General features: G+C 75.7%; 17 protein-coding genes. 8 read left to right on the top strand and 9 right to left on the bottom strand.

The annotated features are described in order from the left end of the window. The first annotated feature begins 87 nt into the window (after positions 1-87). Both ACFVQZ_RS02030 and ACFVQZ_RS02035 read left to right on the top strand, forming a co-directional pair. On the top strand, positions 88-3,519 hold the full coding sequence (locus ACFVQZ_RS02030) for a hypothetical protein (protein ID WP_383618865.1): 3,432 nt from the start codon (positions 88-90) through the stop codon (positions 3,517-3,519). An 89-nt stretch (positions 3,520-3,608) separates the two neighbouring features. Further along, positions 3,609-5,039 (top strand): polysaccharide lyase 6 family protein, encoded by a 1,431-nt coding sequence (locus tag ACFVQZ_RS02035; RefSeq protein ID WP_030493036.1) that lies wholly within the window; start codon positions 3,609-3,611, stop codon positions 5,037-5,039. A 9-nt stretch (positions 5,040-5,048) separates the two neighbouring features. Here ACFVQZ_RS02035 and ACFVQZ_RS02040 read toward each other — a convergent pair whose 3' ends face one another. The 3 genes from ACFVQZ_RS02040 to ACFVQZ_RS02050 all read right to left on the bottom strand — a co-directional run bounded on the left by ACFVQZ_RS02040 (position 5,049) and on the right by ACFVQZ_RS02050 (position 8,564). Then, positions 5,049-6,437, bottom strand: coding sequence for an MFS transporter (locus ACFVQZ_RS02040; RefSeq protein WP_383618867.1), 1,389 nt, complete (start codon positions 6,435-6,437; stop codon positions 5,049-5,051). Positions 6,438-6,558: 121 nt separating this feature from the next. Beyond that, a complete protein-coding gene (locus ACFVQZ_RS02045) occupies positions 6,559-8,088 on the bottom strand; it encodes a serine/threonine-protein kinase (protein WP_383618869.1) in 1,530 nt (509 codons plus the stop codon). A 29-nt stretch (positions 8,089-8,117) separates the two neighbouring features. After that, positions 8,118-8,564 (bottom strand): hypothetical protein, encoded by a 447-nt coding sequence (locus tag ACFVQZ_RS02050; RefSeq protein ID WP_383618871.1) that lies wholly within the window; start codon positions 8,562-8,564, stop codon positions 8,118-8,120. 186 nt (positions 8,565-8,750) lie between these two features. On the opposite strand from ACFVQZ_RS02050, the gene ACFVQZ_RS02055 reads away from it, so the two are divergent. From ACFVQZ_RS02055 to ACFVQZ_RS02070, 4 genes are all read left to right on the top strand, one after another. After that, positions 8,751-9,293, top strand: coding sequence for a GNAT family N-acetyltransferase (locus ACFVQZ_RS02055; protein ID WP_383618873.1), 543 nt, complete (start codon positions 8,751-8,753; stop codon positions 9,291-9,293). Positions 9,294-9,359: 66 nt separating this feature from the next. Then, on the top strand, positions 9,360-10,583 hold the full coding sequence (locus tag ACFVQZ_RS02060; RefSeq protein WP_383618875.1) for a hypothetical protein: 1,224 nt from the start codon (positions 9,360-9,362) through the stop codon (positions 10,581-10,583). Between the two features lie 220 nt (positions 10,584-10,803). Next, positions 10,804-12,057 (top strand): threonine--tRNA ligase, encoded by a 1,254-nt coding sequence (thrS, locus tag ACFVQZ_RS02065; RefSeq protein WP_383618877.1) that lies wholly within the window; start codon positions 10,804-10,806, stop codon positions 12,055-12,057. 504 nt (positions 12,058-12,561) lie between these two features. Next, complete coding sequence (locus tag ACFVQZ_RS02070; protein WP_383618879.1) at positions 12,562-13,602, top strand: vWA domain-containing protein; 1,041 nt, start codon at positions 12,562-12,564, stop codon at positions 13,600-13,602. A gap of 49 nt (positions 13,603-13,651) precedes the next feature. On the opposite strand, the gene ACFVQZ_RS02075 is transcribed toward ACFVQZ_RS02070, so the two are convergent. Continuing rightward, complete coding sequence (locus ACFVQZ_RS02075; protein ID WP_383618881.1) at positions 13,652-14,152, bottom strand: hypothetical protein; 501 nt, start codon at positions 14,150-14,152, stop codon at positions 13,652-13,654. Further along, the gene (locus ACFVQZ_RS02080) at positions 14,149-14,559 is read right to left on the bottom strand and encodes a hypothetical protein (protein ID WP_030493027.1); all 411 of its coding nucleotides are present in this window, start codon (positions 14,557-14,559) and stop codon (positions 14,149-14,151) included. Before ACFVQZ_RS02080 ends, ACFVQZ_RS02075 begins: the two co-directional genes overlap by 4 nt. Here ACFVQZ_RS02080 and ACFVQZ_RS02085 point away from each other — a divergent pair. Continuing rightward, complete coding sequence (locus tag ACFVQZ_RS02085; protein WP_383618884.1) at positions 14,558-14,779, top strand: hypothetical protein; 222 nt, start codon at positions 14,558-14,560, stop codon at positions 14,777-14,779. The genes ACFVQZ_RS02080 and ACFVQZ_RS02085 overlap by 2 nt on opposite strands. A gap of 359 nt (positions 14,780-15,138) precedes the next feature. Here the strand turns inward: ACFVQZ_RS02085 and ACFVQZ_RS02090 are convergent, their stop codons facing one another. From ACFVQZ_RS02090 to ACFVQZ_RS02100, 3 genes are all read right to left on the bottom strand, one after another. Further along, on the bottom strand, positions 15,139-18,156 hold the full coding sequence (locus ACFVQZ_RS02090; RefSeq protein ID WP_383618886.1) for a hypothetical protein: 3,018 nt from the start codon (positions 18,154-18,156) through the stop codon (positions 15,139-15,141). A 2-nt stretch (positions 18,157-18,158) separates the two neighbouring features. Further along, complete coding sequence (locus ACFVQZ_RS02095; protein WP_081959607.1) at positions 18,159-20,057, bottom strand: HSP90 family protein; 1,899 nt, start codon at positions 20,055-20,057, stop codon at positions 18,159-18,161. Positions 20,058-20,297: 240 nt separating this feature from the next. Beyond that, positions 20,298-21,275 (bottom strand): hypothetical protein, encoded by a 978-nt coding sequence (locus ACFVQZ_RS02100; protein ID WP_383618889.1) that lies wholly within the window; start codon positions 21,273-21,275, stop codon positions 20,298-20,300. Between the two features lie 173 nt (positions 21,276-21,448). Between ACFVQZ_RS02100 and ACFVQZ_RS02105 the strand changes: the two genes are divergently transcribed. Then, complete coding sequence (locus tag ACFVQZ_RS02105) at positions 21,449-22,375, top strand: aminoglycoside phosphotransferase family protein (RefSeq protein WP_383618891.1); 927 nt, start codon at positions 21,449-21,451, stop codon at positions 22,373-22,375. Between the two features lie 7 nt (positions 22,376-22,382). Here ACFVQZ_RS02105 and ACFVQZ_RS02110 read toward each other — a convergent pair whose 3' ends face one another. Then, positions 22,383-23,888 (bottom strand): carboxylesterase family protein, encoded by a 1,506-nt coding sequence (locus ACFVQZ_RS02110; RefSeq protein ID WP_030497653.1) that lies wholly within the window; start codon positions 23,886-23,888, stop codon positions 22,383-22,385. Between the last annotated feature and the right edge of the window lie 151 nt (positions 23,889-24,039).

Genomic DNA, 24,039 nt, shown 5'->3' on the forward strand with positions numbered 1-24,039 from the left:
CATCGACGTCCGCCGCCGCTGCCCCCCGCCGGGGTGCGCCGCATATTCGGTGGGCGGGCACGGCGGCGGCGGGGCACAATGCCCGCGATGATCTCCACCGCCGGCGCGCTGCTCGCCGCTCTCGAACCCCTCCCCCACTCCGCCCGGCTCCGGTTCACCGCCGTCACCGCGCACCGGCTCGCCACCCGCCCGGTCGACGGCACGGGGAGCCCGCTGCGTCCGCTGCTCGCCGAGCTGGACTCCCGCGGCCCGTACGAGCGGCGGCTGGGCGCGCTGGCGGCGTACGCCGCCGGTGACCTGGAGCACCTGACGGCCCGGCTGGGCGACCTCGATCCGGTGGTCCGCCGCTACGCGCTCCGCGCCGTCCACCGCCTTCCCGCGGACGGTGCCGGTGCCGTGGACGCCGCCGTCGAGGCGGCCTACGACGACGCGCCGGCGGTGGTCCGCGCCGGCCTGGCGCGCCTGCTGCGCGACGGCCGCCGGTCCCCGCTCGCCGAACGGCTCGTCGGGCGGGTGCGCGCGGAGTACGGCGACCGGGACGCGGCGCTCCTGCTGCCGGGCTGCTCCCCGGAGTTCACCGCACGGCTGCTGCCCGAACTGGCGGGCGCGCTGCAGGCCGAGGACTGGAGCACGCTGGCGCTCCGCCACCCGTCGGCGGTCCTCGACGAGGTCGCGCGTCGACTGGCGGGCCTGGACGGCAGGGTGCGCGACGCGTGCTGGGCGCGTGTCGCGACGGGCGTGGCCGGGGCGCTGCCCGCCGCGCCGGAGCGCGTCCTGGAGCTGCTGGAGACGTACGGGCCGAGCGTCCTGCCCGGTCCGGTCCACGACCGGCTGGGCGACCTCGTCGCGGTGGACGCCGAGCGCACCGTGCGGTGGCTCGCGGATCCCGGCCGCCCGTACCGGCGCTGGGAGCGGACCGCCGGCCCGGCGCTGTGCCGGCGGCTCGTGGCGGCGGATCCGCCGTCGCTGCCCCGGCTCGGCGCGCGCTGGTTCCACCGGAGGGCCTTCACCGCGCTGCTGCGGGCGCTGCCGCCGGAGCGCCGGGGCGCGTTCCTGGACGCGGTCGTGGCCGCGGCCGGCCCGCCCGACCGCCACGTCCGCGCCCACCCCGGCGTCCTGGCCGAGCTGCCTCCCGCCGAGCGGCACGCCCGGGCCCGGGCCGCCCTCGCCGGGACCGAGGACGCGTGGGACCGCCGGAACCTGCTGGCCCTCCTGCCGCCCGACGAGGCACGCCCCGGACTGCTGGCCGCCCTCCACGCGCGGGACGCGGAGGACCGCGGCGGCGCCTGGGAGTCGCTGGTCCTCAACGCCGCGCACAGCCGCGACCCGGAGCAGGTGCGGGACGTGCTCGCCCGCGCCGCCGGCGGGCTGGCGAACGAGTGGGACTCCGTGCGCGGGGACTTCCTCGGGACCCTCGCCGGTGTGCCCGTGCCCGTCCTGGTGGCCGCGCTCGCGGACGGCGACGGCACGGCGTCGCTGGAGCGCGTGTGCCGGGACGCGCTCGCGGCCCGGGACCGGTCCCCGGTGACCCTGGACGCCGTCCGCGCGCTGGCTGTGGCCCTGCTCGCCGACCGTACGGCTCCGGGCACCGCCCTGCCGACGGCCGCCGGCCTCCTGGAGGCCCTGGCGGCGCACACCTGCTGCGTCGAAATGCCGCCGCTGGAGAATGTGTTGGACACCAACGGTGTGCGTGCCGTGACCGCCGCGCTCGGCCCGTGGCTGGACCGGAGCGCCGCCCGCGGCGACGTCGCGCCGCTGCTGGCGCTGGTCGCGTCCGGCGGACGCCGCGCGTACGGCGTACCCGAGCTCCAGGACCGTCTGGAGAAGGCGCTCGCCGGCTGCCCGGACGCGGTCTTCGCCGAGGTGGCCGCCGCCTGGCTCGCGGACCCCGCGACCCGTGGCGCGCGCGTCGCGGAACTGCTGGCGCGGGAACCGTCGGCGGTCTTCCTGCCGCCGGTGCTCGCCGTCCTCGCCGCCGAGCGCACCGACCTGCTGGACACGGCGCTGGCGGAGCCCGTACGCCCCGGGGGCAGGTTCCCGCCGGCGGGGGCCGCCCGGCCGCTGCCGGACTTCCGGTACGCCGGCCGGTGGCTGCCGCGGCAGCAGGAGGCCGCGGTCCGGCTGGCGGCGGCCGTCGTCGCCGACGCGGACCGGGCCGTCGGTGAACGGGCCGCGGCGCTCCGCGCGGTGGCGCCGGTGCCGGAGCACGGCCCCGCCCTGCTGCGCCGGTACGTCGAAGGGCGCGCTTCCTCGGGTCCGGCGGACCGGGCGCTCGCCGCGGCGGCGCTGGACGCCGTCGCGCACACGGACGATCCCGCCTCGGCCCTCGGCACCCTTCTCGGCCACGCCGGCGACGAACGGGCCGCCGCGGCCTGGTCCGCCGCCGCGCGGGCCGCCGCGCACGCCCGGCCCGGCCGGGTCGCCGCCCTCCTCCAGGACGTGCTCACGCGGGAGTCGGGGGTGAAGGTCACGGTCCGGAAGACCGCCGCCCGGCTCGCCGCCCACCACCTGCCGCCGGGCGCCGCCGTCGCGCTCCTCACGGCCGTGGCCCGGGCGCCCGGCGTCCATCCGGACGTGCGCGCGACCGTCGTCGGTCTCGCGCCGGCGCTGCTGCCGGCCCCGGAGATGTGGGCCGTGCTGGAGTCGGCGGTCGACGGGACGGAAGCCGACCGCGGCGCGCTGCTCGACGTGAGCCCGGCCGCCCTGGCGCCGGCGCACCGGGCGCGGTTCGGGCGGCTGATGGCCCGGCTGGCCTTCGCGGAGAGTGCGGGGAGCGACTTCCGCTCGGTGTCCGGGCTGGCCGGCTGGGCGCGGTACGCCCCGGAGGCGGGCACCGCGCTCGCGGACCTCGCCGCCGACCCGACCAGGACCGAACGGCCCTGGAACGCGGTCAGCGGACTCCAGGAGGTGGCCCGGTCCGGGCTTCCGCACCCGCTCGGGGGCGTGGCTCCGGGCAGTCCGCTGCTCGGTGCGGTGGACCGGCTGCTGGCGTGCGTCGCGGCCGGCGAACCGGAGGGGGGCGGACGGGACGGGGACCTTCCGGCGCTCCGCCGCCTGCGGTCGCTCCTGCGGTCGCCGGGGCTGGCCCCCGGTGACTGCGCCGCCTTGGCGCGCCGGCTCGCGGGCGAGCCGGCGGTCCTCACGATCCGGACCGCGCTGCTGGTCCGGGCGGTCGACCTGACGGCGTCCGGGCCGGAGATCCTGGCCGCCCTGCGCGAGGTGACCGCCGCGGTCCAGGGCCGTCCCGTCCTGGCGTTCCGGACGGCCGAGGAGCTGGAGGAGGCCCACGAGTACGGGCCCGCGCTCGCCGATCCGGCGCCCGCCCTCGGTGCCGTCCGGGCCCTGGGCGAGGACGGGGGACTCGTCCAGGGCCTGCTCGCCGTCGCCCTCGCCCAAGCCCTCGGCACACGGCTGGCGTGGCCGGCGCCGTGCCGTACGGCCCTGGTCGCCCTGCGCCGGCATCCCGACCCGGACGTGCGCGACCTGGCGTACGCGACCGACCTGAGCGCCTGTCAGTGACCGGGGCGGCGAACCGCGTTAGCGGGGCGTGAGCGAGACGGCAGGGGCGACGGGAAGGGTGGGAGGCCGACCACTTCAGGAGGCACTTCATGCGACGACGTACGTTTCTCAGGGGGACCGTGCTGGGCGCGGCGGCCACCGCCGTCCCGCTCACGGCTCTGGCGCAGGGCACGGCCGCCGCGGCCGGCACCGTGACGGTCGGCAGCATCGGGGCGCTGCAGAGCGCCATCGACGCCGCCGTCCCCGGGGACCGCATCGTCCTGGCCGACGGCTCCTACACCGTGCCGTCGGGCGGCATCCGGGTGTCCGGCAAGCACGGCACCACCAGCGCGCCGATCACCGTCGTCTCCGCGAGCCGCGGCGGGGCGGTGCTCAACGGGCCGGTGAGCTTCGTGCTGTCGGGCTCCAGCAACATCACGCTCAGCGGCTTCGCGTTCCGCCAGACGTCGACGCTGGCCGTGCCGGCCGACTGCTCCCGCATCCGGCTCACCCGGAACGACTTCAAGCTCGCCGACACGGCCGGGCTGGACTGGGTGGTGGTCCGCGGCGACGACGCCAAGATCGACCGGAACCACTTCCACCACCGCTCCTCGCAGGGCATCTTCCTGGTCGTGGACGGGCCCGGGACCACGGCCATGGCCCAGCGGACCCACATCTTCCGGAACTACTTCGCGGACCACGCGTACACCGGCGCGAACGGCGGCGAGGCGATCCGGCTCGGCGTCAGCCACCGCGCCCTGTCCACGGCCGACGCCCTCGTCGAGTACAACCTGTTCGAGCGCTGCGACGGCGACCCGGAGGCGATCTCGGTCAAGTCCTCCGGCAACACGATCCGGTACAACACGCTCCGCGACAACAAGGGCGGCATCGTGCTGCGGCACGGCAACGCGACCACCGTCGAGGGCAACCACGTCCTCGGCGGCGCGAACGGGGTGCGCCTCTACGGCAACGACCACCTGGTGGTGAACAACCACATCTCGGGCACGACCTCCCGCGGTCTCGTCATCGGCAGCGGCACCACCCAGGACCACCACGCGGGCGAGACGACGGAGGAGCGGCGCGGGAACGACGCCTGCGACCGGGCGGTCGTCGCGCACAACACGCTGGTGGGCAACTCCGCCACGATCTCGGGCGAGAGCCGGACCTACGCGCCGCGCGACGTGGTCGTCGCCGACAACATCCTCGTCGCCTCCGCCGGCCGCCTCGTCGACCTGCCGGCCGCCCCCGGCTTCACCTGGCAGGGCAACATCCTGTGGGGCGCCGCCTCCGACGGCAGCATCCCGGCCGGCGGCTTCCGCCGCGTCGACCCGCTGCTGCGCGCGGACGCGGACGGCGTCCACCGGCTCACCGCCGCCAGCCCCGCCGTCGACGCCGCCACCCTCACCTCGCTCACGGTGGCGGAGGACGCCGACGGGCACGCCCGCACGGCCACCCGCGACGTCGGCGCCGACGAGTACACGACCCTCGCTCCGGTCCGCCGCCCGCTGACCACGGCCGACGTGGGCCCGAACGCCTCCTGAGCGAGGCGGTCACCGCTCCGCCGGCCGGGACGCCAGGGCGACCGGCAGGAGCACCGCACCGCAGACCGCGACCAGCAGCCAGCCCGGCCGGGAGGCGTACGCGATCCCGGCCGGGCCGGCGCCGGCGACCAGGGCGCCGGCGAGGGCGATGCCGACGGCGGAACCGACCTGCCGGGCGGTCGAGGTGATCGCCCCGGCGACGCCCGCGCGCTCCGGCGGCAGCCCGTTGACCGCGGTGGTGGTGATCGGCGCGTTGGCGAAGCCGAAGCCGACGCCGATGAGCAGGTACGCGACCAGCAGCAGGGCCACGTCGGTGTCCGGGGCGATCCCCACCAGGCAGAGTCCGCCGGCGGTGAGGAAGCCGCCCGCGAGGAGGAGCGGCGGGCGCGGTCCGGTCCGCGCGACCATGCGGCCGGACCAGGGCGCGCAGACGATCGCCCCGAGGGCCAGCGGAAGCGTGGCCGTGCCGGCGGCAAGCGGTGACCAGCCGCGGGTGTACTGGAGGTAGAGGGTGTTCAGCAGCAGGGTCACGCTGAGGGCGACGAAGACCGCCACCGCGCCCACGACGGCACCGCTGAAGGCCGGCCGTGCGAAGAGCCGCGGATCGATCAGCGGCTCGGCCCTGCGGGACTCGACGCGCACGAAGCCGGCCGTCGCCAGGGCGGCCGCCGCGTACCCCGCCAGCGCCGCGGGCGACGTCCAGCCCAGGCGCGGCCCCTCGATCAGGACGCCGACCACGATCACGAGGACGACGGTCAGCAGGAGCTGGCCGGGCAGGTCGAGCCGCCGGGGCCGCGATGCCCGGGACTCCGGTACGAAGACGGCGCTGAGCAGCAGCGCGGCGAGGACGACGGGCCCGTTGATCCAGAACAGCGCCCGCCAGTCGAGCGCCGCGAGCAGCGCGCCGCCGGTGACCGGTCCCGCGGCCATGCTCAGACCGAACACCGCCGCCCAGACGCCGATCGCCCGCGCCCGCTCCTTGGGGTCGGGCATCGCGTTCACCACGATCGCGAGCGCCACGGGACTGAGCATCGAGGCGCCCGCGCCCTGCACGGCGCGGGCGGCGACGAGGAAGCCCGCCGACGGGGCGAGCGCGCAGAGCAGCGAGGCCGCGCCGAACAGGGCCAGACCGTACTGGAACACCCGGCGGCGTCCGAAGCGGTCGGCCAGCGCACCGGAGGAGATCAGCAGGCCGGCCAGGACGAGCGTGTAGGCGTCCACGATCCATTCGAGGCCGCGGGTGTCGGCGTCCAGTCCGTGCCCGATGGCGGGCAGGCCCACGTTCACGATGGTGGTGTCCAGCCCCACCAGGAACATGCTCAGGCAGCAGACGGCCAGGACCGTCCAGCGTCTGCGCGCACTCAGCACGTCGTGGACGGGGTGGTGCGTCACGGTCATGTCGCTCCCTCTGCTCTCCGGCGGCACGTGTGCGGCCAGATTCCGCCGGAGCGACAACCTCGGCAACGAAACTTGCGGAGACGGCAAAACGGGACGGGCGCGGGGCGTCGGGCGCCCGGCGTCAGCGCCCGGCCGTCACCGCGCGGAAGCCCGTACAGCCGAAGAGCTCCCAGCTGCCCTTGTCGTCGCCGTCGGCGCGGTAGACGGCCACCGTCCAGTCCCCCGCCTTCGACGTGACGGCCGGAGCGGACGGGAAGTCCCGGGGGTAGACCAGCGTCCGTCCGGCCGCCGTCGTCCGCGCGGGCCGGGAGACGTGGCCGATTCCCTTCGCACCGGGAGGCTTCACGCCGACGGCCAGGCGGTAGGTCTCCCCGCCCGAGAACGAGAAGCTGACCTCGACGGACGCGGCACCGGCCTGGTACGTCACCGTGGTCGAGGAACTGCCGCCGGACGGCCCCGCCTCCGGCACCCGGTCGCACTGCCCGGCACCGAGCCGCGCCTGCTTCGGGTCTGTCGACAGGGCCCACCGGACGTCGGCCGGCGCCCGGCCGGTCGCGGCTCCGGGGGCGGCCTCGGGGTCCGCACCGGAGTCGGTGGTGCCCGTGGGCAAGGGGGTCCGGCTGGTGGGGCTGGTGGGGCTGGTGGCGCCGGGATGCCGCCCGTCGCCGCCGGCGTCGCCCCGGTCCCACGTCTGCCACGCGACCGTGCCCGCGACTCCGGTCAGCGCCAGGACCAGCGCGACCGCGCCCCACGGGCGGCGGCGACGGGCGGCTCGCGCCGAGTGCGCGGTCGAAAGGTCCGGGTCCGGTTCGAGGCGCGTCGGGGGCAGCGCCGCCCCGCCCGGGGCGGTGCAGCGGGCGATCACCTCCGCCGGGCGCGGCCGGTCCGCCGGGCCCTTCGCCACGCAGGCACGGACGAGGTCCGCCAACTCCGCGTCGACCTCGCCCTCTTCCCCGAGGTCGATGTCCTCGTGCACGGCCCGGAAGGAGACGGCTTCGGCGGGACCCTCGCCGAACGGCGGGCGCCCCGTCAGCGCGTACGCCATGGTCGCGCCGAGGGCGAACACGTCGGCGGGCGCGGACGTCTCGTTGCGGAGCAGGACCTCGGGGGCGGTGAAGCCGGGCGTTCCGGGCGCCGCACCGGTCCTGGTCAGCGCCGTGTCGTCCAGACCGCGCGCGATCCCGAAGTCGATGAGCCGGGGACCGTCGGCGGCGAGGATCACGTTCTGGGGCTTCAGGTCACGGTGGGTGACCCCGTACGCGTGGACACTGTCCAGCGCCACAGCCAGCGCGACGAACAGCAAGCGACCGTCCGCCGCACCCAACGGCCCTGCACCGCCGACGGCCTGACGGAGCGTCGGTCCGGGCACGTACTCGGTGGCCAGCCAGTACGGCGCCTCGTCCAGCGAGGCGTCGACGAGCTGCGCGGTGTGCGGGCTGCGCACGGCACGGACCGTGGCGGCCTCGCGGCGGAAGCGGGCCAGCGCCTCCGGGTGTCCGGTGATCTCCTCCCGGATCACCTTCAGCGCGACCAGGCCACCGCCCGGCGAACGCGCCAGGTACACCTGCCCCATGCCGCCCGCACCGAGTCGGCCGAGGAGGGCGTGACCGCCGATCTGCGCGGGGTCCTGACCGGGTCTCAGTGGGTCCACGGGCCCACTCTAGGTTCTGCCGTCAAGCGTCACGCCCCCTCTCCCGGGCGCCTGTTCGCCAGGCGCTCCACCACGAACCCCGCGAGCAGGAGGGGCAGCGACAGTGCCGCGGTCGCCACCAGTGGCGTCAGGTCGATCACCCACGCGCCGGCCAGGACGAGGAGTTGTGCGACGGCCCCGACGAGGAACGGCCGGGTCGCCGGCACGCCCCCTCTCAGGGCCCGCGTCAGGCCGCGCAGGCTCCAGACGTTCAGCGCACCGGTAGCGGCGCCGGCCACGACGGACAGGAGCGCGGGCACGGCGGAACCGCCCGCGGACGCCTCGCCGCCCGCCGGGCCGGTCCCGCCGGAGAGGACCGGGACGAACCACAGGAAGTAGGCGGCGGTCAGGAACGCCTGGGCCGCCAGGGCCGGCAGCGCGACGGTCAGGGCGACTCGACGGGCGAGACCGGGAGCAACTACCTTTGCCGCATTCACGTTTCCTCCCCGAAACGATCTTTGCGAGTCCCGACGGACTCTCGCGTCGGACGGTCACCGGTGGGCGACGCGGGGATGAACGGGCGATGCACTCTGACGCGGCCCGCACCGGGCCCGGCGGGGTGGACCGCGAGGCCGACCGCCGGTATCTGGAGGGCCGTGGGAGCGTCCGGTAGGTTGCGCGTCATGACCGAACTGGGACCTGACACCTGGCCGCCCGCCCCGCTCGTCACGGAGCGGCTCGTGCTCCGCGCGTCCGAGGCCCGTGACCGGGCCGCGTTCGTCGAGCTCTTCGCCTCGCCCGAGGTCGGCACGTACGTCGGCGGCGCCCGGCCGCGCGACGAGCTGGAGCGCGCCGTACCCGAGGTGCCCGGGCAGCGGCCCGGCGTCTTCGTCGTGACCCGCGACGACGTCATGATCGGGATCATCACGCTCGACCGGCGCGGCGCGGAGCGGCGCGGCCACGTCCGTCCGGAGGGCGGCGAGGCCGAACTCGGCTATCTGTTCCTGCCGGCCGCGTGGGGGCAGGGATACGCCGCCGAGGCGTGCGCGGCGGTGCTCGACTGGTACGCCGCCACGCTGCCCGGCGAGCCGGTGGTGCTCTCCACGCAGACCGCCAACGAGCGCGCGATGCGCCTCGCGGCGAAGCTGGGCTTCACCGAGGTCGAGCGGTTCGAGGAGTACGGCGCCGAGCAGTGGTTCGGCGTGCTGACCGCTCCCCGGAACTGACCGGAAGCCGTCCGCCCGCCCGTACAACCCTGTGCGGGCCCTGTGAGTCTCCTTGGTGATCACGTCGTGATCGGACGCACCGAGGAGACCACCATCACCGCCATACGCAAGACCCTCACCGCCACCGCCGTCGTCGGCGCCGTCCTGGCGGGTTCGGCCGCCTGCGGGACGGTCGAGCAGCTGTCAGCCGGGAAGAAGCTCGACCAGGCGTTCGAGAAGCTGGGGCAGGCGAAGTCCCTCTCCTTCGAACTGGACCTGGACGTCGACGCCCGCACGCTCAAGGAGATGGACGCTGCCTCCGACCCGGAGCCCGGCGAGGAGATCCCGGACGAGGCCGCCGAGCTGATCAGCGACGTGAAGATCAGCTTCACCGTGGAGTCGAAAAAGCCGCTGGGCGAGTCCGGCGAGCAGGACTTCGTCGGCACGGCGATGAAGGTCAGCACCGCCAAGGGCGACCTCTTCGAGTACCGCGAGGTCGGCGCCTACACCTACCTGCGGGCCGACGTCGAGGAGATCAGCTCGTCCATGTCCCTGCCCATGCCGTCGGCGGACGAACTGCCGCCCGAGGCGGGTGCGTTCAAGAAGGCGCTGCAGGGCGAGTGGGTCAAGTTCGACACCGCGAAGCTGGAGAAGGCGAGCGAGGAGCTGTCCGCGACGGTGGACGGCGAGACGGCGGGTAGCGGCGCTGCGGCGGGCGACGGCGCCGCGCCGGGTGGCGAGGCGGCGGGTGGCACCCCGTCGCCCGCGCCGACGCTCGACGCCGAGACCCAGAAGAAGCTCCTGGAGGCGCTGCGCGACGTCGTCGCCCGCGACGTGGACTTCGCGACCGCCGGGGGCGGGGACGGCACCGAGCGGATCTCGGCCACGGCGCCGTTCCGCACGCTGATCACGGACCTCGTCGACGAGATCCGCCCGCTCTCGAAGGAGCTGCCGCCCGGTGTCGAGCTGCCGTCGGCGAGTGACCTGAAGGACGCTCCCGACAGCAAGGTGAAGGCCGACTTCACGCTCAAGAACGGCGAGCTGAAGGAGGTGTACGTCGACCTCGCCCCGCTCACCGGGGACACGAAGGTCGAGAAGATCGGTCTCTCGCTGAAGCTGAGCTCGGCAGTCACGCCGGTCGCGCCCGCCGGCGCCACCGAGGTGAGCGTCGACGAGATGATGGGCGGCTTCACCGGCGCGATGGCGCCGGCCGACGAGGAGTTCGACGAGGAATTCGACGAGGAGTTCCCCGGCGAGTTCGGCGAAGGGGAGCCCGGCATCGACGTGGAAGGGCTCGACGCCCCGCAGTGACCACGGGCCGCTTGAGAGCGCGGCGGCGGTGGTGGCGAAATCGAGATGCCCCGCCCCGTCCGCCCCTGTTAGCGTCTCCCGTATGAAGCCAGCCGCTGTGACGACGACGCCGGAGAGTGTCCCGGCGCGCTGACCGTTGTCTCAGTCCGAAGCCCCGGGGCGAGTGCCCCGGGGCTTCGCGCTGCGGTCACTCGCCCGCCCACCGCGAGGAGACCACCCCATGTACGAGCCACAGCCCCAGTCCCCGTCCCAGTCCCAGCACGATCACCGCAGGCTCGGCCGCGAGCTGGACCTGTTCGACACCGACCCGCTGATCGGCTCCGGCCTGCCGTACTGGCTGCCGGACGGCGCCGCCGTCCGGCACGCCCTGGAGGAGTACATCCGCGAGGCCGAGCGGCGCGCCGGATACCGGCACGTGTACTCGCCCGTGCTCGGCAAACGGGAGCTGTACGAGATCTCGGGCCACTGGGCGCACTACCGCGACGACATGTTCCCGCCGATGGAGCTCGGCGGCGAGCAGGTCGTGCTGCGGCCCAGCCTGTGCCCGCACCACGCCCTCATCTACCGCTCACGGGCCCGCAGTTACCGTGAGCTGCCGCTGCGGATCGCGGAACTCGGCGGCATGTACCGCTCCGAACTCTCCGGAGTGCTCGGCGGGCTGACCCGGGTGCGGGCCATCCAGCTGAACGACGCGCACATCTTCTGCACCGTCGAGCAGGTCGCCGACGAGGCGCGGGCGGCGCTGGAGATGATCCGGAGGGCGTACGAGGCGCTGGGCGTCGTCCCCGCCCGGTACCGGCTCTCGCTGCCCGGTCCGGGCGGCAAGTACGTCGACGCGCCCGACCTGTGGCGCCGGTCGGCCGCGCTGCTGACCGACGCGCTCGACCGGTCGGGGCTGCCGTACGAGGCGGCCGAGGGGGAGGCCGCGTTCTACGGGCCCAAGATCGACGTGCAGGTGCGGGACGCGGCGGGCAGGGAGTCCACCCTCTCCACCGTCCAGGTCGACTTCCACCAGCCCGAGCGGTTCGATCTGCGGTACGTCGGCGCGGACGGCGCCCGGCACCGGCCGGTCATGGTCCACCGCAGCATCGTCGGCAGCGTGGAACGTGCCGTCGCCCACCTCGTCGAGCGGCACGGCGGCGCGTTCCCCGCGTGGCTCGCGCCGACCCAGCTGGCGATCCTGCCCGTCTCCGACGCGGAGGTCCCCGCCGCCCTCGCGCTCGCCGACCGCTGCGCCGCCCTGGGGCTGCGCGCCGAGGTCGCTGCGCCGGAGCGCGGCAGCCTGGGCGCCCGCGTCCGGGCGGCCCGCCTGGTGCCGTACCAGGCCGTGCTCGGCGCGCAGGAGACCGCGGCGGGCCGTCTGTCGCTGCGGCTCCGGGACGGGCGGCGGCCGGGCCCGCTCGTCGTGGAGGACGCGCTCGCCCGGATCGGCGCGCTCGTCAGGGCCCACCGCACCGAGCTGTGGGACGACTGAGCCCGCCCCGGCGTGCCGCTCGTCCCGTGGCCGGTGTGGGGTAGCGTCGGGGCGAAGTAGCCCTGATGTTGCGAGAGTTAGGTGCGCCGCCATGCCCGGCGGCGTATCTGCGGGCCGTGCACGATGTCGCCGTCGAGCTGGTGGACTGGGTGGGGCGGCGGTATCCGGGACTGGGGTTCGACCGGGGCACGGTGCTCTTCGAGGCGGCCACGCACGACGTGGGGAAGGTGCTGCACACCGAGGAGCTTCAGGCCGGGGTCGGCGCACGAGGCGGGAGCCGTGGGAGGAGTTCCTGGCGCTCGACGACCTGCTCGGCCGGCTCGGGGCGGACGCGGGGCGCCGCCTGGCCTTCCAGGCCTCGTTTCCCGTCTGACGGGCGGTCACGCCGGTTCTCCGGCCGTCTGGGGCGGCAGGCGGTGGGGGCCGTTCCGGGCTCGGTCGACTGTCAGTGGCGGGTGAGACGGTAGGACCATCAAGCCGGCAGAAAAGACGGGGAGTTTCGCCGTGTCCGTTTCCCAGAACTACATCAATCACGTCGCCCTCGTGCTGGACGCGAGCTCGTCCATGTCGCACCTGCGGAGCAAGGTCGTCGAGGTCGCCGACCAGCAGATCGCGTACCTCGCCCGCCGCTCGCGGGAGCTGGACCAGGAGACCCGCGTCACCGTGTACGTGTTCGCGGACAGGGTGCAGTGCGTCATCTACGACAAGGACGTGCTGCGCATGCCGTCCCTGAAGCAGATGTACCAGGTCGGGGGGATGACGGCGCTGCTGGCGGCGGCCCTGAAGTCGCAGCGCGAGCTGGCGCAGACCGCGCAGCTGTACGGCGACCACAGCTTCCTGACGTTCATCCTGACGGACGGCCAGGAGAACGCCAGCCACCGCTGCCCGGACGCCCCGAGCAAGCAGCCGCGCGCGCTCGTGGCCGCCGTCGCCGAGATGATCGAGAAGCAGGAGGACAACTGGACGCTGGCCGTCCTGGTGCCCGACCAGATGGGCCGCCGCGAGGCCATGAACTGCGGCTTCCCGAAGGACAACGTCGCCATCTGGGACGCCACGAGCACCCAGGGCCTGGAGGAGGCCGGCCAGGTCATCCAGCAGGCCACCGAGAAGTTCATGGTGGGCCGCACCAAGGGCATCCGGGGTTCGCGCGCGGTGTTCTCCGTGGGCGCCGAGGCCGTGAACCAGAAGACGATAGCGGCGGCCGGCCTCACCCCGGTCGACCCGTCCGGCTACGAACTGATCGACGTGCCGCATCCCGTGGCGATCCGCGACCGGGTGACCGAGTCCGGGCACACGTACCGCACCGGCTGCGCCTACTACCAGCTGAGCAAGTCCGAGAAGATCCAGGCCCGCAAGCGGATCGCCGTCCTGGAGAAGCAGACCGACCGCGTCTACACGGGTCCCGAGGCGCGCGCCCTCCTCGGGCTGCCCGACGAGGAGGTCCGCGTCAAGCCGGACCAGAACGCCGAGTTCACCATCTTCGTCCAGAGCACCAGCGTTAACCGCAAGCTCGTGCCGAGCACGCGGCTGCTGCTGATGCACTGACCGCCCCGCGCACGGCCGCTCACCGTCCGGACGGTGAGCGGCCGTGCGGTCAGTCGTCGGCGACCTGGAGGGCGACGGCGTAGTGGGTGCCGTCCGTCCCCGCGAGAAGGCTGTCGTAGAACGCGGTGAGCCCGGTCACGGCACCGCACGAGGCGTCGTGGTTGGTCCACCAGCTGCCGTCCGGCCCGAGCAGCCGGACCACCCGGTCCGCCGCGCGTTCGGCCGCGTCGACCGGCATGTGCAGGTGGGTCGGCCAGTACAGGTCGACCGTCGCGAGCCGGGCCAGGAACGGCGCCGCCTCGACCGGCTCCAGCGGTTCCAGCACGGCGCAGATCTCCCGCACGGGAGGCGGCACGTACCCGGGGACGAACCGCCGCCACGTCTCGTCCGCCGCGACCGCGGCCAGTACACGGCGGATCCGCTCCGCCAGTTCGGGCAGATCGGGGTCCGGCTCGGTGAACCGCCCGGCCACGACGAACACCCGCGAGGGCGTGGCCAGTTCCGCCACCGACGCGCGCAGGTCGGCGAGGAGCACCCCGGCGGACGTCACGCCGGCACCTCCTCCCCCTCCCCTGCCCCGAGCCTTTCCAGGACGCGCCGGCGGAGGAGTGCGTACTCCTCGTGGAGCCGGGACCACTGGGCGACGGGCGGCCGGGGGATGACGATGCCGGCGGTGACGGTCTCCTCGGGGCCGAACTGCTCGCGCGTCAGATCGACCTCGACGCCCGCGCCGAGGCGGTTCCACCAGTGGTAGTCCACGCGCTCGCCGTCGACGTGGACCTCGCCGCGGAGCAGTTCGCCGCCGAGGAGGTCGTTGAGCACCATCGCGGTCACCCCGCACTGGTCCCGTGCCGGGTTGTCCTCGCTCCAGCGGGACCGGTACTCGGGGGTACAGGTCTCGGCGCTCCAGCTGCTGCGCACGGCCCGCTCGATGTCGGAGAGAAGGAAGGGCATCATGGCGGGGATCATGTCACCGGGCACCGACAACGGCCGGGGCGACGGTCAGGGCGCCGGCCGGGCGCCGGCCGGGAGAGGGGTGGAGCGGTGGACGACGACGCGGTGCGCGCGCGGTTCGACGACCGGAGCCGCGTCGAACTGCGGCTGCCTCACCCTGAAGACCCGGCTGCTCGACGCCGGCGGATCACAGCCCTCGCCCACGCGCTCGGATACCGCCTGACGGCGGAGACCGGGAGCTACTACACCTGGGTGCTCACCTTCGAGCGCGTCGAGACCCCCGACGCCCGCCGGCGCCGCGAGCTGACCCTCGCGCGCCTCCGGGCCGGGGGTCCCGTCCTGCCGCCGCTGACCGAGGCGCCACCGCCACCGCCTCCCCCGCCGCCGGCGAACCCCCCGTCGCGAACCCCCCGCCCCGCGGCGGGCGGCACCCCGTCGTACCCGCCTCCCCCGCCTCCCCCGCCTCCGGCGGGGTCCCCGCGGCGCGGACCCCGTGTCCCGCCCCCGCCCGCGGTGCCTCCGCCTCCGCCCCCGCCGCCGGCGGCGACGCGCTGAAGCCGGAGGCCCCGCCCCTCCCGTACGTCAGCGGGAGAGGAACTCCTGCCGGAGCGCGTCCAGGATCTGGGCCGCCTCCGGGTGGCCGGAGTTGCGGCAGCGGGCCGCCGCCGTGGTGAGGCGGGCGATGGCCTCGTGGGTGCGCTCCAGGCCGTTGCCCTCGATCAAGGCCGCGACGCGGACGGCCTCGGCGCGCGGGAGTTCGCCCTCCGCGCCGCCCTGCTCGTGCGTGGCGATGGCGGCCTCCGCCGCCGGCAGGGCCTCGTCGAAACGGCCCGCCTCGGCGAGGACCCGGGCCCGCCGGTAGTGGATCTCGCCGCGCTCGTACCAGACGGCGAAGCCCTCCTCGCCGGACGGCAGCGCGTCGAGGACGGCGTCGGCGCGGGCCAGGTGCTCCAAGGCGGCGGCGACCGCCTCGGCGCCCTCGGGCCCCTCCGTGCCGCGGCTCTGCAGCGTCAGGCGCGCGAACTCCCGCATCATGAAGACGACGATCGGCGGGTTCGGGGCCTCGGCGTGGGAGGCGACGGCGCGGGCGTACGCCGTGTCCGCCGCGTCCCAGCGGTCCGCGAGGGCGAGGGTGGTCGCCGCCTCGGCGGCCACCAGCGTGAGGACGGCGCGGTCCTCCTCCGGCCAGCCGGCGACGGTGTCGGCGAGGCGGAGCAGTTCCTCGGCGGCGGGCAGGTACTCCTCCAGGTCCCGCAGGCCCCGGCCGAGCGTCAGCCGCGCCTGGGCGAGGGTCCGTTCGTCGGCGCCGGACGCCGCCTCGTCGGCCAGGACGGACTCCAGGACGGCCACCGCGTCCGCGTTCCGTCCGGAGCGGCCGAGGACCGACGCGAGCTGGAGGCGCGCGTCGGTCGCCTCGCCGGGGTCGCCCGCCTGGTCGAACCGGGCGGCGGCCTCGGAGAGGTGCCGGACGGCGCCGTTGTGGTCGCCGAGGTGCGACGCGGCGTGGCCGAGGAGCAGGTACGTCGGGGCGAGCGCGAACGTCGGGTCGTCGTGGGCGACGGCGTCGGCGATCGCCGCGTGCAGCAGCTCCGCCGCCTCCTCCGGCCGGTCCTGCGCGAGCAGGACCTGTCCGAGGAGGGCGGACGGGCGCGGCCGGCGCCAGGGCCGGCCGGCGGCTTCGAGGTCCTGGAGGGCGGCGCGGAGTTCCCGCTCGGCCTCGGCCATGGCGCCCCGCCGGCCGTGCAGGTCGGCGAGGAACTGGCGGGCGTTGGCGCTCTGGTGCGGGTGTCCGAGGCGCAGGGCTTCGGCGCGGAGGGTGCCGGCGGCGTCCTCGAACCGCGCCGTGAGCGCGTCGAGGTCCCCCTCGCCGCCGTCCCCGGGCCCGCCGCTCAGCGCGGCCAGCAGTTCCTGGTACGCGGCGAAGGCGGCGGAGTAGCGGACGGAGAGGTACGCCAGGGCCCGCTCGGCGGGCAGGTCGGTGCCGTACCACGCTTCCGCCTCGCCGTGCGGCTCCCCGTCGAACGGGGTCTCCGCGAGGTGCTTGTCCACCTCGCGGAGCAGTTCGTCGAAGCCGGCCCGGATCGCGGCGCGATCGGGGGCCGCCCCGTCGTCGCGGGGGCTCGGGGCGCTCGACCAGGCGAGGGTGCGGGCGCGGGCGGAGAGCGCGTGCCACGGCATCGCGAGCGCGGCGTAGTGCGCGACGGCGGCGCCGAGTTCGGCGGCGCCCTCCGTGTGGCGGTCGTCGATCCAGAGCTTCTGGGCGGCGTGTTCGGCGAGTTCGGCGCGCAGCAGGTCCTCGGGGCCGAGGGCCGGGTCGTGCGGCTCGCCGGCGGCGCGGCGTTCGCCGATGCGGGTCCAGAGGCGGGCGTCGCCGGGGTGGCCGTCGCGCGCCAGGCGGCGGGCCTCGCGGACGAGGTCGGCGTAGGCGTCGGGGACCGCGGTCCGGGTCGCGGCCGGCGCGGCGGGGGCGGCCGGGGCGGTGGCGCGGACAGCGGCGGTCGCCCGGAGGCCGAGCGGCAGCGGTTCGTCGAGCAGCGGGCGGCGGGCGAGCCGGGCCCGGCGCCGGTCGCCGACGGCGCTGGTGCCGTTGCGGGCGTCGAAGGCGGCGGCGAGGGGTTCGGCCTCGGCGCGGACGTGGGCGAGGAGCGCGCCGGCCGTCCAGTCGCGGCCGGGCGGGCCGGCCACGGGCGTGTCGTCGTGCCCGTCCTCGACGAGGCGGGCGAGCAGCACCTCGGCGCCGGTGAGGAAGCCGAGCCGGTCCAGCGGGGCGCCGGTCGCCTCGAACAGGGGCCGGTTCTCCGCGAGGATCTCCAGGCCGCGGCCCTCGTTGCGGGAGAGGGCGCAGAACTCCAGGTGGAGGCCGACCTCTGCCTGCATGCCGGTGTTGCCGCGGACCTTGCGGTAGCCGGTGAGGTGGTGGGAGCGGGCCTCGTCGGCGCGGCCGGTGCGCAGCAGCGGCAGCAGGGCGCGGGCCTGGCTCATCTGCGGTTCCTCGCTGCACACCTGGTCGCCGTCGAGGACGGGCCGCCAGGTGTCGAGGGCGCGGGCGTCGTCGCCGGCGGTGACGTGGTGCCAGGCGTGGTGGCGGGTCTCGCACGCCTCGCAGTCGCTGAGCTCGGTGCGGGGCCGGGTGGCCCAGAGGTCGTACGCGTCGGGGACGCCGGTGCCGGTGTGGTGGGCGAGGTGGTAGCGCATGGCGGCCACCGGCTGGATGCCGTGGCCGGCGGCCTCGTACCGCTCGCGCATCTGGTCGATCCAGCCGCCGACGGTCGCCAGTGGCACCTCGGGGACCTGGAGGAGGGAGGTGGTGACCCACTTGAAGCGCCAGAAGACCTGGTGGGCCTCGTAGGGGCTGAAGGCGTCGGGGGCGGTGTCCCACAGCTTCAGGATGCGGGCGAAGGCGACCGGCGACTTGCGCTGCTCGCCGGTGAACTCGTACGCCGTCATCAGCTCCAGAAGGGCGGTGACGAGGACGTCGGGCTTCTCGAAGACCTCGGCGGCCTCGACGAGTTCCTCGGCGGTGACGGTGCGGGCCAGGCCGTGGGGGCGCTCGTGGTTCTCGCGGAGCGCCTCGACGACGGCCTCGGGGGTGTCCAGCATCTCTACAGTTCCTTCCGGGGCTCGGAGCCGGGGGCGGCGTCGCCCGGGTGGTGCATGGCGTGGGTGAGCAGGCCGATGAAGGCCCGATTGAGCAGGGCGCTCTCGCTCGCGCGCAGCGGGCGGCGGCTGAGCAGCAGGGCCTGGCCGTAGAGGGCTTCGGCGGTGGTGACGGCGAGGCCGCGTTCGCCGATGGTGAGGGCCTGGCGGACGAGCGGATTGAGGTGGTTGAGGACGAGCTGGGCGCGCGGGGTCTCGTGGCGGAGGGAGCCGAGGATGTCGGCCCACAGGCCGTCGCTGTCGGCGGCGAGGCTCGACCGGGTGCGTTCGTGCCGGGCGTCGCGGTTGTCGAGGAGCAGCGCGGGGGCGGTGACGGGCTGGAAGTCGCGCAGGACGACGTCGCAGTCGTGGACGCCGATGGTCTCGCGGGCGACGGCGAGGAAGGCGGCGGCCCGCAGTTCGGCGCCGGGGTCGACGGCGTCGAGGTGCGCGGTGACGGTGGCCGGGTCGAGGTCGGTGACGGTGGTGCCGGGCCGGATCTCGGGCAGCCGGTGGACGAGGTCGCGGTCGTAGGTGTAGCCGCCGTTGACGACGCCGAGTCCGGCGGCGGAGGCGATCGGCGCGACCTGCCGGAACTCCTCGACGCTGCGGGTCACGAGGAGCGTCGGGTGGGTGCGGGCGAACTCCTCCAGGGTGACGTTGCCGTCGGTGGTCTCGAACGGCAGCCAGGGCAGCACGATCCGCAGCAGTTCGTCGTCGTAGCGGGCGAGCGCCTTGACGGCGAGGTGGTGGACATCGATGAAGCGGTGCAGCAGGGCGGGGTCGCTGGCGGCGAGCCCGGTGAGCCAGTCGCGGATCCGGTCGCCGAGCGCGTCGCGTACGGCGGCGAGGGTGCCGTCCTCGTACAGCGACTCGCGGGAGGCGGTCGGCCGCAGGCTCGTCGTGTCGACGACGCAGCGGACGAAGAACGCCCACTCGGGGAGGAGTTCGGGGGCCTGGTCGGTGAGCAGCATGCCCTTGAGGTGGACGCGGTGGCCGGCGCGCTGCGCGGGGCTCACGGCGGTCGGCAGGACGTACGCGACGCCGCGCAGCCCTGCGGCCGGCAGGTCCAGCTCAATGGTGTCGAGCGGGGTGAAGTCGAACAGGTCGCGGCAGTAGGCGGTGTACGCCTCGCGCTTGGCCAGCGGCGAGCGGTGCGCCGTCTCCCACGGCGGCGCCTCGTTGACGCGGTGGGTCTCGCCGCGCGCGTCGACGACGGTGACCTCGTGGCGGAGCAGTCCGCCGTAGTGCCGGGCGAGCGAGACGACCTGGTGGGGGCTGGTCCACTCGGCGTTGTCGGCGCGCGGGACGAGCTTCACCGTGGTGCCGGGCTCGGGGAGCGTCGCGGCGGGCAGGGTGCGGATGGTGTAGCGGCCGTCGGAGTGCCCGCGCCATTCGACGGTCGGCGCGGCCGGGTCGGCGGCGGACCGGCTCAGGACGGTGATCTCGTCGGCGACGACGAAGCAGGCGAGCAGGCCGATGCCGAACTGGCCGATGAAGTCGCCGCGTTCGGCGGCGAGCCCGGCGCCGTCCAGGGCGCCGTCGGCGGTCCGCTTGGAGCTGCGCCCGATGGTGGCGAGGAACCGGTGCACGTCGGCCTCGGAGAGTCCGATGCCGGTGTCCGTGACGGTCAGCGTGTCACCGGTGCGCACGGTGATCGTGCCGGGGGCGCCGGGCGTGAGGGCCTGGCGGGCGGTGATGGCGTCGACGGCGTTCTGGAGCAGTTCGCGGAGGTAGACGCGGGGGCTGGAGTAGAGGTGGTGGGAGAGCAGGTCGACGAGCCCGCGCAGGTCCACCTGGAAGGTGTGGGCGGTCTCGCCGTGCGCGGGGGTCGGCGGGTTCGGGGAGGTCTCGGAACGGGACACGTGACGCGGTCCTTCGATGCGGTGCGGCTGCGGTCTGGGGTGGTGCGGAGGGTCCGGTACGCGGGGCGGCCGGGAAGCCTCGGGGGTGCGGGGCCGGCGGGGCGGAGCGCCGCGTCGGGCGACGGGTGCGCCACCGGAGCGGGGCGGGCGCCGCCGGCTCGCACGGGGAGCGGCACGGCGCGGCGGGGCCCCGCCGTCGCGTCCGGCGCCCCGCCGTCCGGCTGCTCGGCTTCCGGCTGCTCAGCGTCCGGTGTAGGCGCGGTGTTCCTTGTACGCCTGGGCCGGGTCGGAGCCGTTGAGGTAGTACCAGGGGAACTCGGTGACGCGGCCCTCGGTGGCGCGGAAGCAGGCGCGGGCGGAGGCGACGTCGCCGGCGAGCGCGAACGCCATGGCGAAGGTGTTGTGGACCTGCAGCCAGCCGCGTCCGCGGACGAAGTCCGGGTGGCGGACGGAGTGGTCGGCGGCCTCGTTGAGGGAGGCGATCACCTCGGGCCGGCGGATGTACCGGGCGTCGGGGCCGGAGTCGAGCGCCAGCCAGTGCTCCAGGTGCGCGACGGCGACGAGCTGGCCGAGCAGCGTCCCGCCGGGCGCGCCGAACGCGGACGCGCGGGCGAAGGCGTGCATCTCCTCGTGGGAGCCGCTCCACTTCTCGCAGACCTGCTGCAACTGCTGCTGGTGCGCGCCCAGGTGGTGCGGGTCGCGGCGGACGGTCGCCTCGAAGCGGCGCCGCGCGGTCTCGGGGCCGACCTGGAGGCCGCGCCCGGTGACCTGGAGGGCGTACCAGGGCGAGGTCCAGCCGGGTTCGCGCTCGGCGACCTCGTACAGCCAGGTCTCGGCGGTGGCCAGCCGTTCGTGGAAGAGCTGGAACTGCTCGCGGGAGACGTCCTTGGCGCGGGCGCCGGTCCGGGCCTCCCAGGCCCAGCTGATGTGCCGGACGGCGGCGACGAGGCGCGGCAGCGGGGCGTCGGGCTCGGCCGCCATCACGTCGGCGATCCACCGCTCGACCCCGGCGACGTCGCCGGCGGCCCAGAGGAGGTTGGTGCGGTCCTCGCTCTCGGGCCGGGCGTCGAGGACGTCCCGGACGGTCGTCCAGTCGGCCGCCTCGGCGGCGGCGCGGACGCGTGCCGCGTCCGGGTCGCCCTCGTCCTCGTCGACGCGCGCGACGGGCCGGCCCGTCCATCGTCCCAGCGTGACGCCCACGTCACGGAGCAACGCCATGTCCCCACCCCTAGTCGTGATTCCACAGGGCGCCGGTGATCGTCCCGCCCCGTGGGTGTAGTGACTATCACGCGCGACCGACAATCGCACACCCGTATGGACGCGCAGGTCAGGCCGGTCGTCCGGTCGCCGTACCGCCGGGCGGCCCGCGGGGACGCCGTAGGCTGCCGCGCATGACCGACACGCGCAGCCACCCCGAGGCCGAGATCACCGCCGCGCTGGTCCGGGAGCTGCTGCGGGAGCAACAGCCAGACCTGGCCGGTCTGCCGCTGCGGCTGGGGGCGCGCGGATGGGACAACCAGCTGTGGCGACTGGGCGAGGAGTTGGCCGTACGGCTGCCGTGGGCGACGACGGCGGCGGACGCACTGCTGCGCAAGGAGTACGCGTGGGTGCCGGGTCTCGCCGCCGGGCTCCCGCTCCCCACGCCGGTCCCGCAGCGCCTCGCGGAGCCGTCGGAGCTGTTCCCGCGGCCGTGGCTGGTGACGACGTGGGTTTCGGGCAGCCCGGCCGACCTCTCCCCCGCCACGCGCGCGGACGACGCCGCCGACGGCCTGGCGGCCTTCCTGACGGCGCTGCACCGGCCCGCGCCGGAGGGCGCCCCGGCCGGCAGCGGGCGCGGCGGCCCGCTCGCCGACCAGTCGGCGTCCTTCCTGGAGGGGCTGGCCGCGGCGACCGGGATGGGCCTGGTCCCCGATCCGGACGCGGCCCGCGCGGTCTGGGAGGACGCGGTGGCCGCACCCGCCTGGACGGGCCCCGCGGTGTGGCTGCACGGGGACCTGCACCCGGCCAACGTCCTGACGGAGGGCGGCACGTTCTGCGGCGTGGTCGACTTCGGCGAACTGTGCGCGGGCGACCCGGCCTGCGACCTGGCCGCCGCGTGGGTCCTGCTCCCCGACGGCGCCGCCGACCGCTTCCACCGCGCGTACGGTCCGGCCGCCGACCCGGCGACCCTCCGCCGGGCGCGGGGCTGGGCGCTGTGGCGCGCGGTGGGCGGCCTGCTCATCGGGGAGGCCGGCCTCCGGGGCCGCCCGGGCGGCAAACCGTCCTGGGGCCCGCCCGCCGCCCGGGCCCTGCACCGCCTCGTCGCCTCCCTCGCCTAGCCGGGCCTCAGGGGGCCAGGACCGGGAACGCCGCGTCCTTCCACAGCGCGCGGGGCGGGGCGGGGAGCGGGGGCTCCCGCTGGGGTTCGGGGCGCCAGGTGCGGACGGGGGCGGGGGTGGTGGTGCCCAGGGGCGGCCAGCCGGGGGCGCCCGTGGCGGCGAAGCCGGCCCAGGCGCGGACCATGCGGCAGGCCATCTCCCGGTCCTCGGGGGTGGGCGCGCCACCGATGAGGAACGCCAGGCGCGGGTCGTCGTGGTTGCCGAACGCGAAGGGGATGTCCGCGCAGTGCCAGGCCCGGACGCGCGTGCCGTCCTCCCCCCGGCGCCGGCGGTCGAAGCGGGAGAGGTACGCCCGGCCGCCCGCCGCCGCGTGCGCCTCGGCGAGCCGGTGGGCGAACTCGCCGAAGAGCAGGTCGCCGAAGACGGCGAGGTACACGTCGTGGACGGAGGCGCCCGGCAGCGCGGCATGGTAGCCGGGTATCAGGGCGTCGGGGAGGCCGAAGTCGGTGGCGAAGCGGGCGAGTTGCGGTTCCGTGGTGAGCTTCGCGCAGCTGCCCACCGCGTCCAGGAGCCGGTACTCCTCCGTGGTGTGGCAGACGAGCAGGTCGACGTCCCGGCCCGCGCCGGCGGCCAGCGCGGTGAGCGGGTCGGCGGGCAGCGTCTCGCCGTCGAGGACGGGCGCGAAGAGGCTCGGGTCGTAGTGGCGGGAGCCGGACGCCGGGTCGTTCCGGTACGTCTCGACCACCTTGTCCGCCGCGGTGACCAGCTCCCGCGGCGGCGCCGACGCCAGGCCGGCGGCGGTCGCGGGGCGGCCCGCCGCCTCCGCGATCTCGCGGGCGGTCGCCTCGGCGATGTCCCGCGTGTGGAAGACGGAGGCCGGGCTGTGGGCGACGGCCCGGTGGAAGAGGCCCCTGGCCGCGTCCATCACCATGAGGCAGGCGACGGACGCGGCGCCGGACGACTGGCCGGCGACGGTGACGTTGCCCGGGTCGCCGCCGAACGCGGCGATGTTGTCCCGTACCCAGCGCAGCGCGGCGATCTGGTCGAGCAGCCCCCGGTTGGCGGGAGCGCCCGGCACGTGGCCGAACCCCTCGAAGCCGAGCCGGTGGTTGAAGGTGACCACGACCAGGCCGGCGCGCGCGAGCGCGGTTCCGTCGAAGTCGGGCTGGGCGGAGGAGCCGAAGGTGTAGGCGCCGCCGTGGATCCAGACGAGGACGGGGACGTCGCCGCGACCGGCCGCCGGGGCCCAGACGTTGACGGAGAGGACGTCCTCGTCGCCCGGCCTCCAGGCGGGCGCCCCCGGCAGCTCCGCCGACTGCGGCGCGACCGGCCCGAACCGCGTGCCGTCCCTGACCCCGCTCCACGGCGCGGCCGGGGCCGGCTCACGGAACCGGTGGGCGCCGAACGGCGGCGCCGCGTACGGGACGCCGAGCACGGCGACGACGTCGTCCGCGGCCTTGAAGCCCCGGACCCTGCCGCTGCGCGTCTCGCGGACGACGTCGTCGTCATGCACGTGGACTGCCTCTTCTCTCTCGCCTGTCGGGGGACGGGGGACGGTTCCGTGCCGCCGTCGGACCACAGCCTCGCGGTCCTCGCCGCCACCCGTCCAACACCCGTGCTCTCATGATCCACGCACCCGCGATGTCAATGCGCCGGGGGGCGCT

This window comes from Streptomyces sp. NPDC057854, assembly GCF_042797055.1.
Lineage (GTDB): Bacteria > Actinomycetota > Actinomycetes > Streptomycetales > Streptomycetaceae > Streptomyces.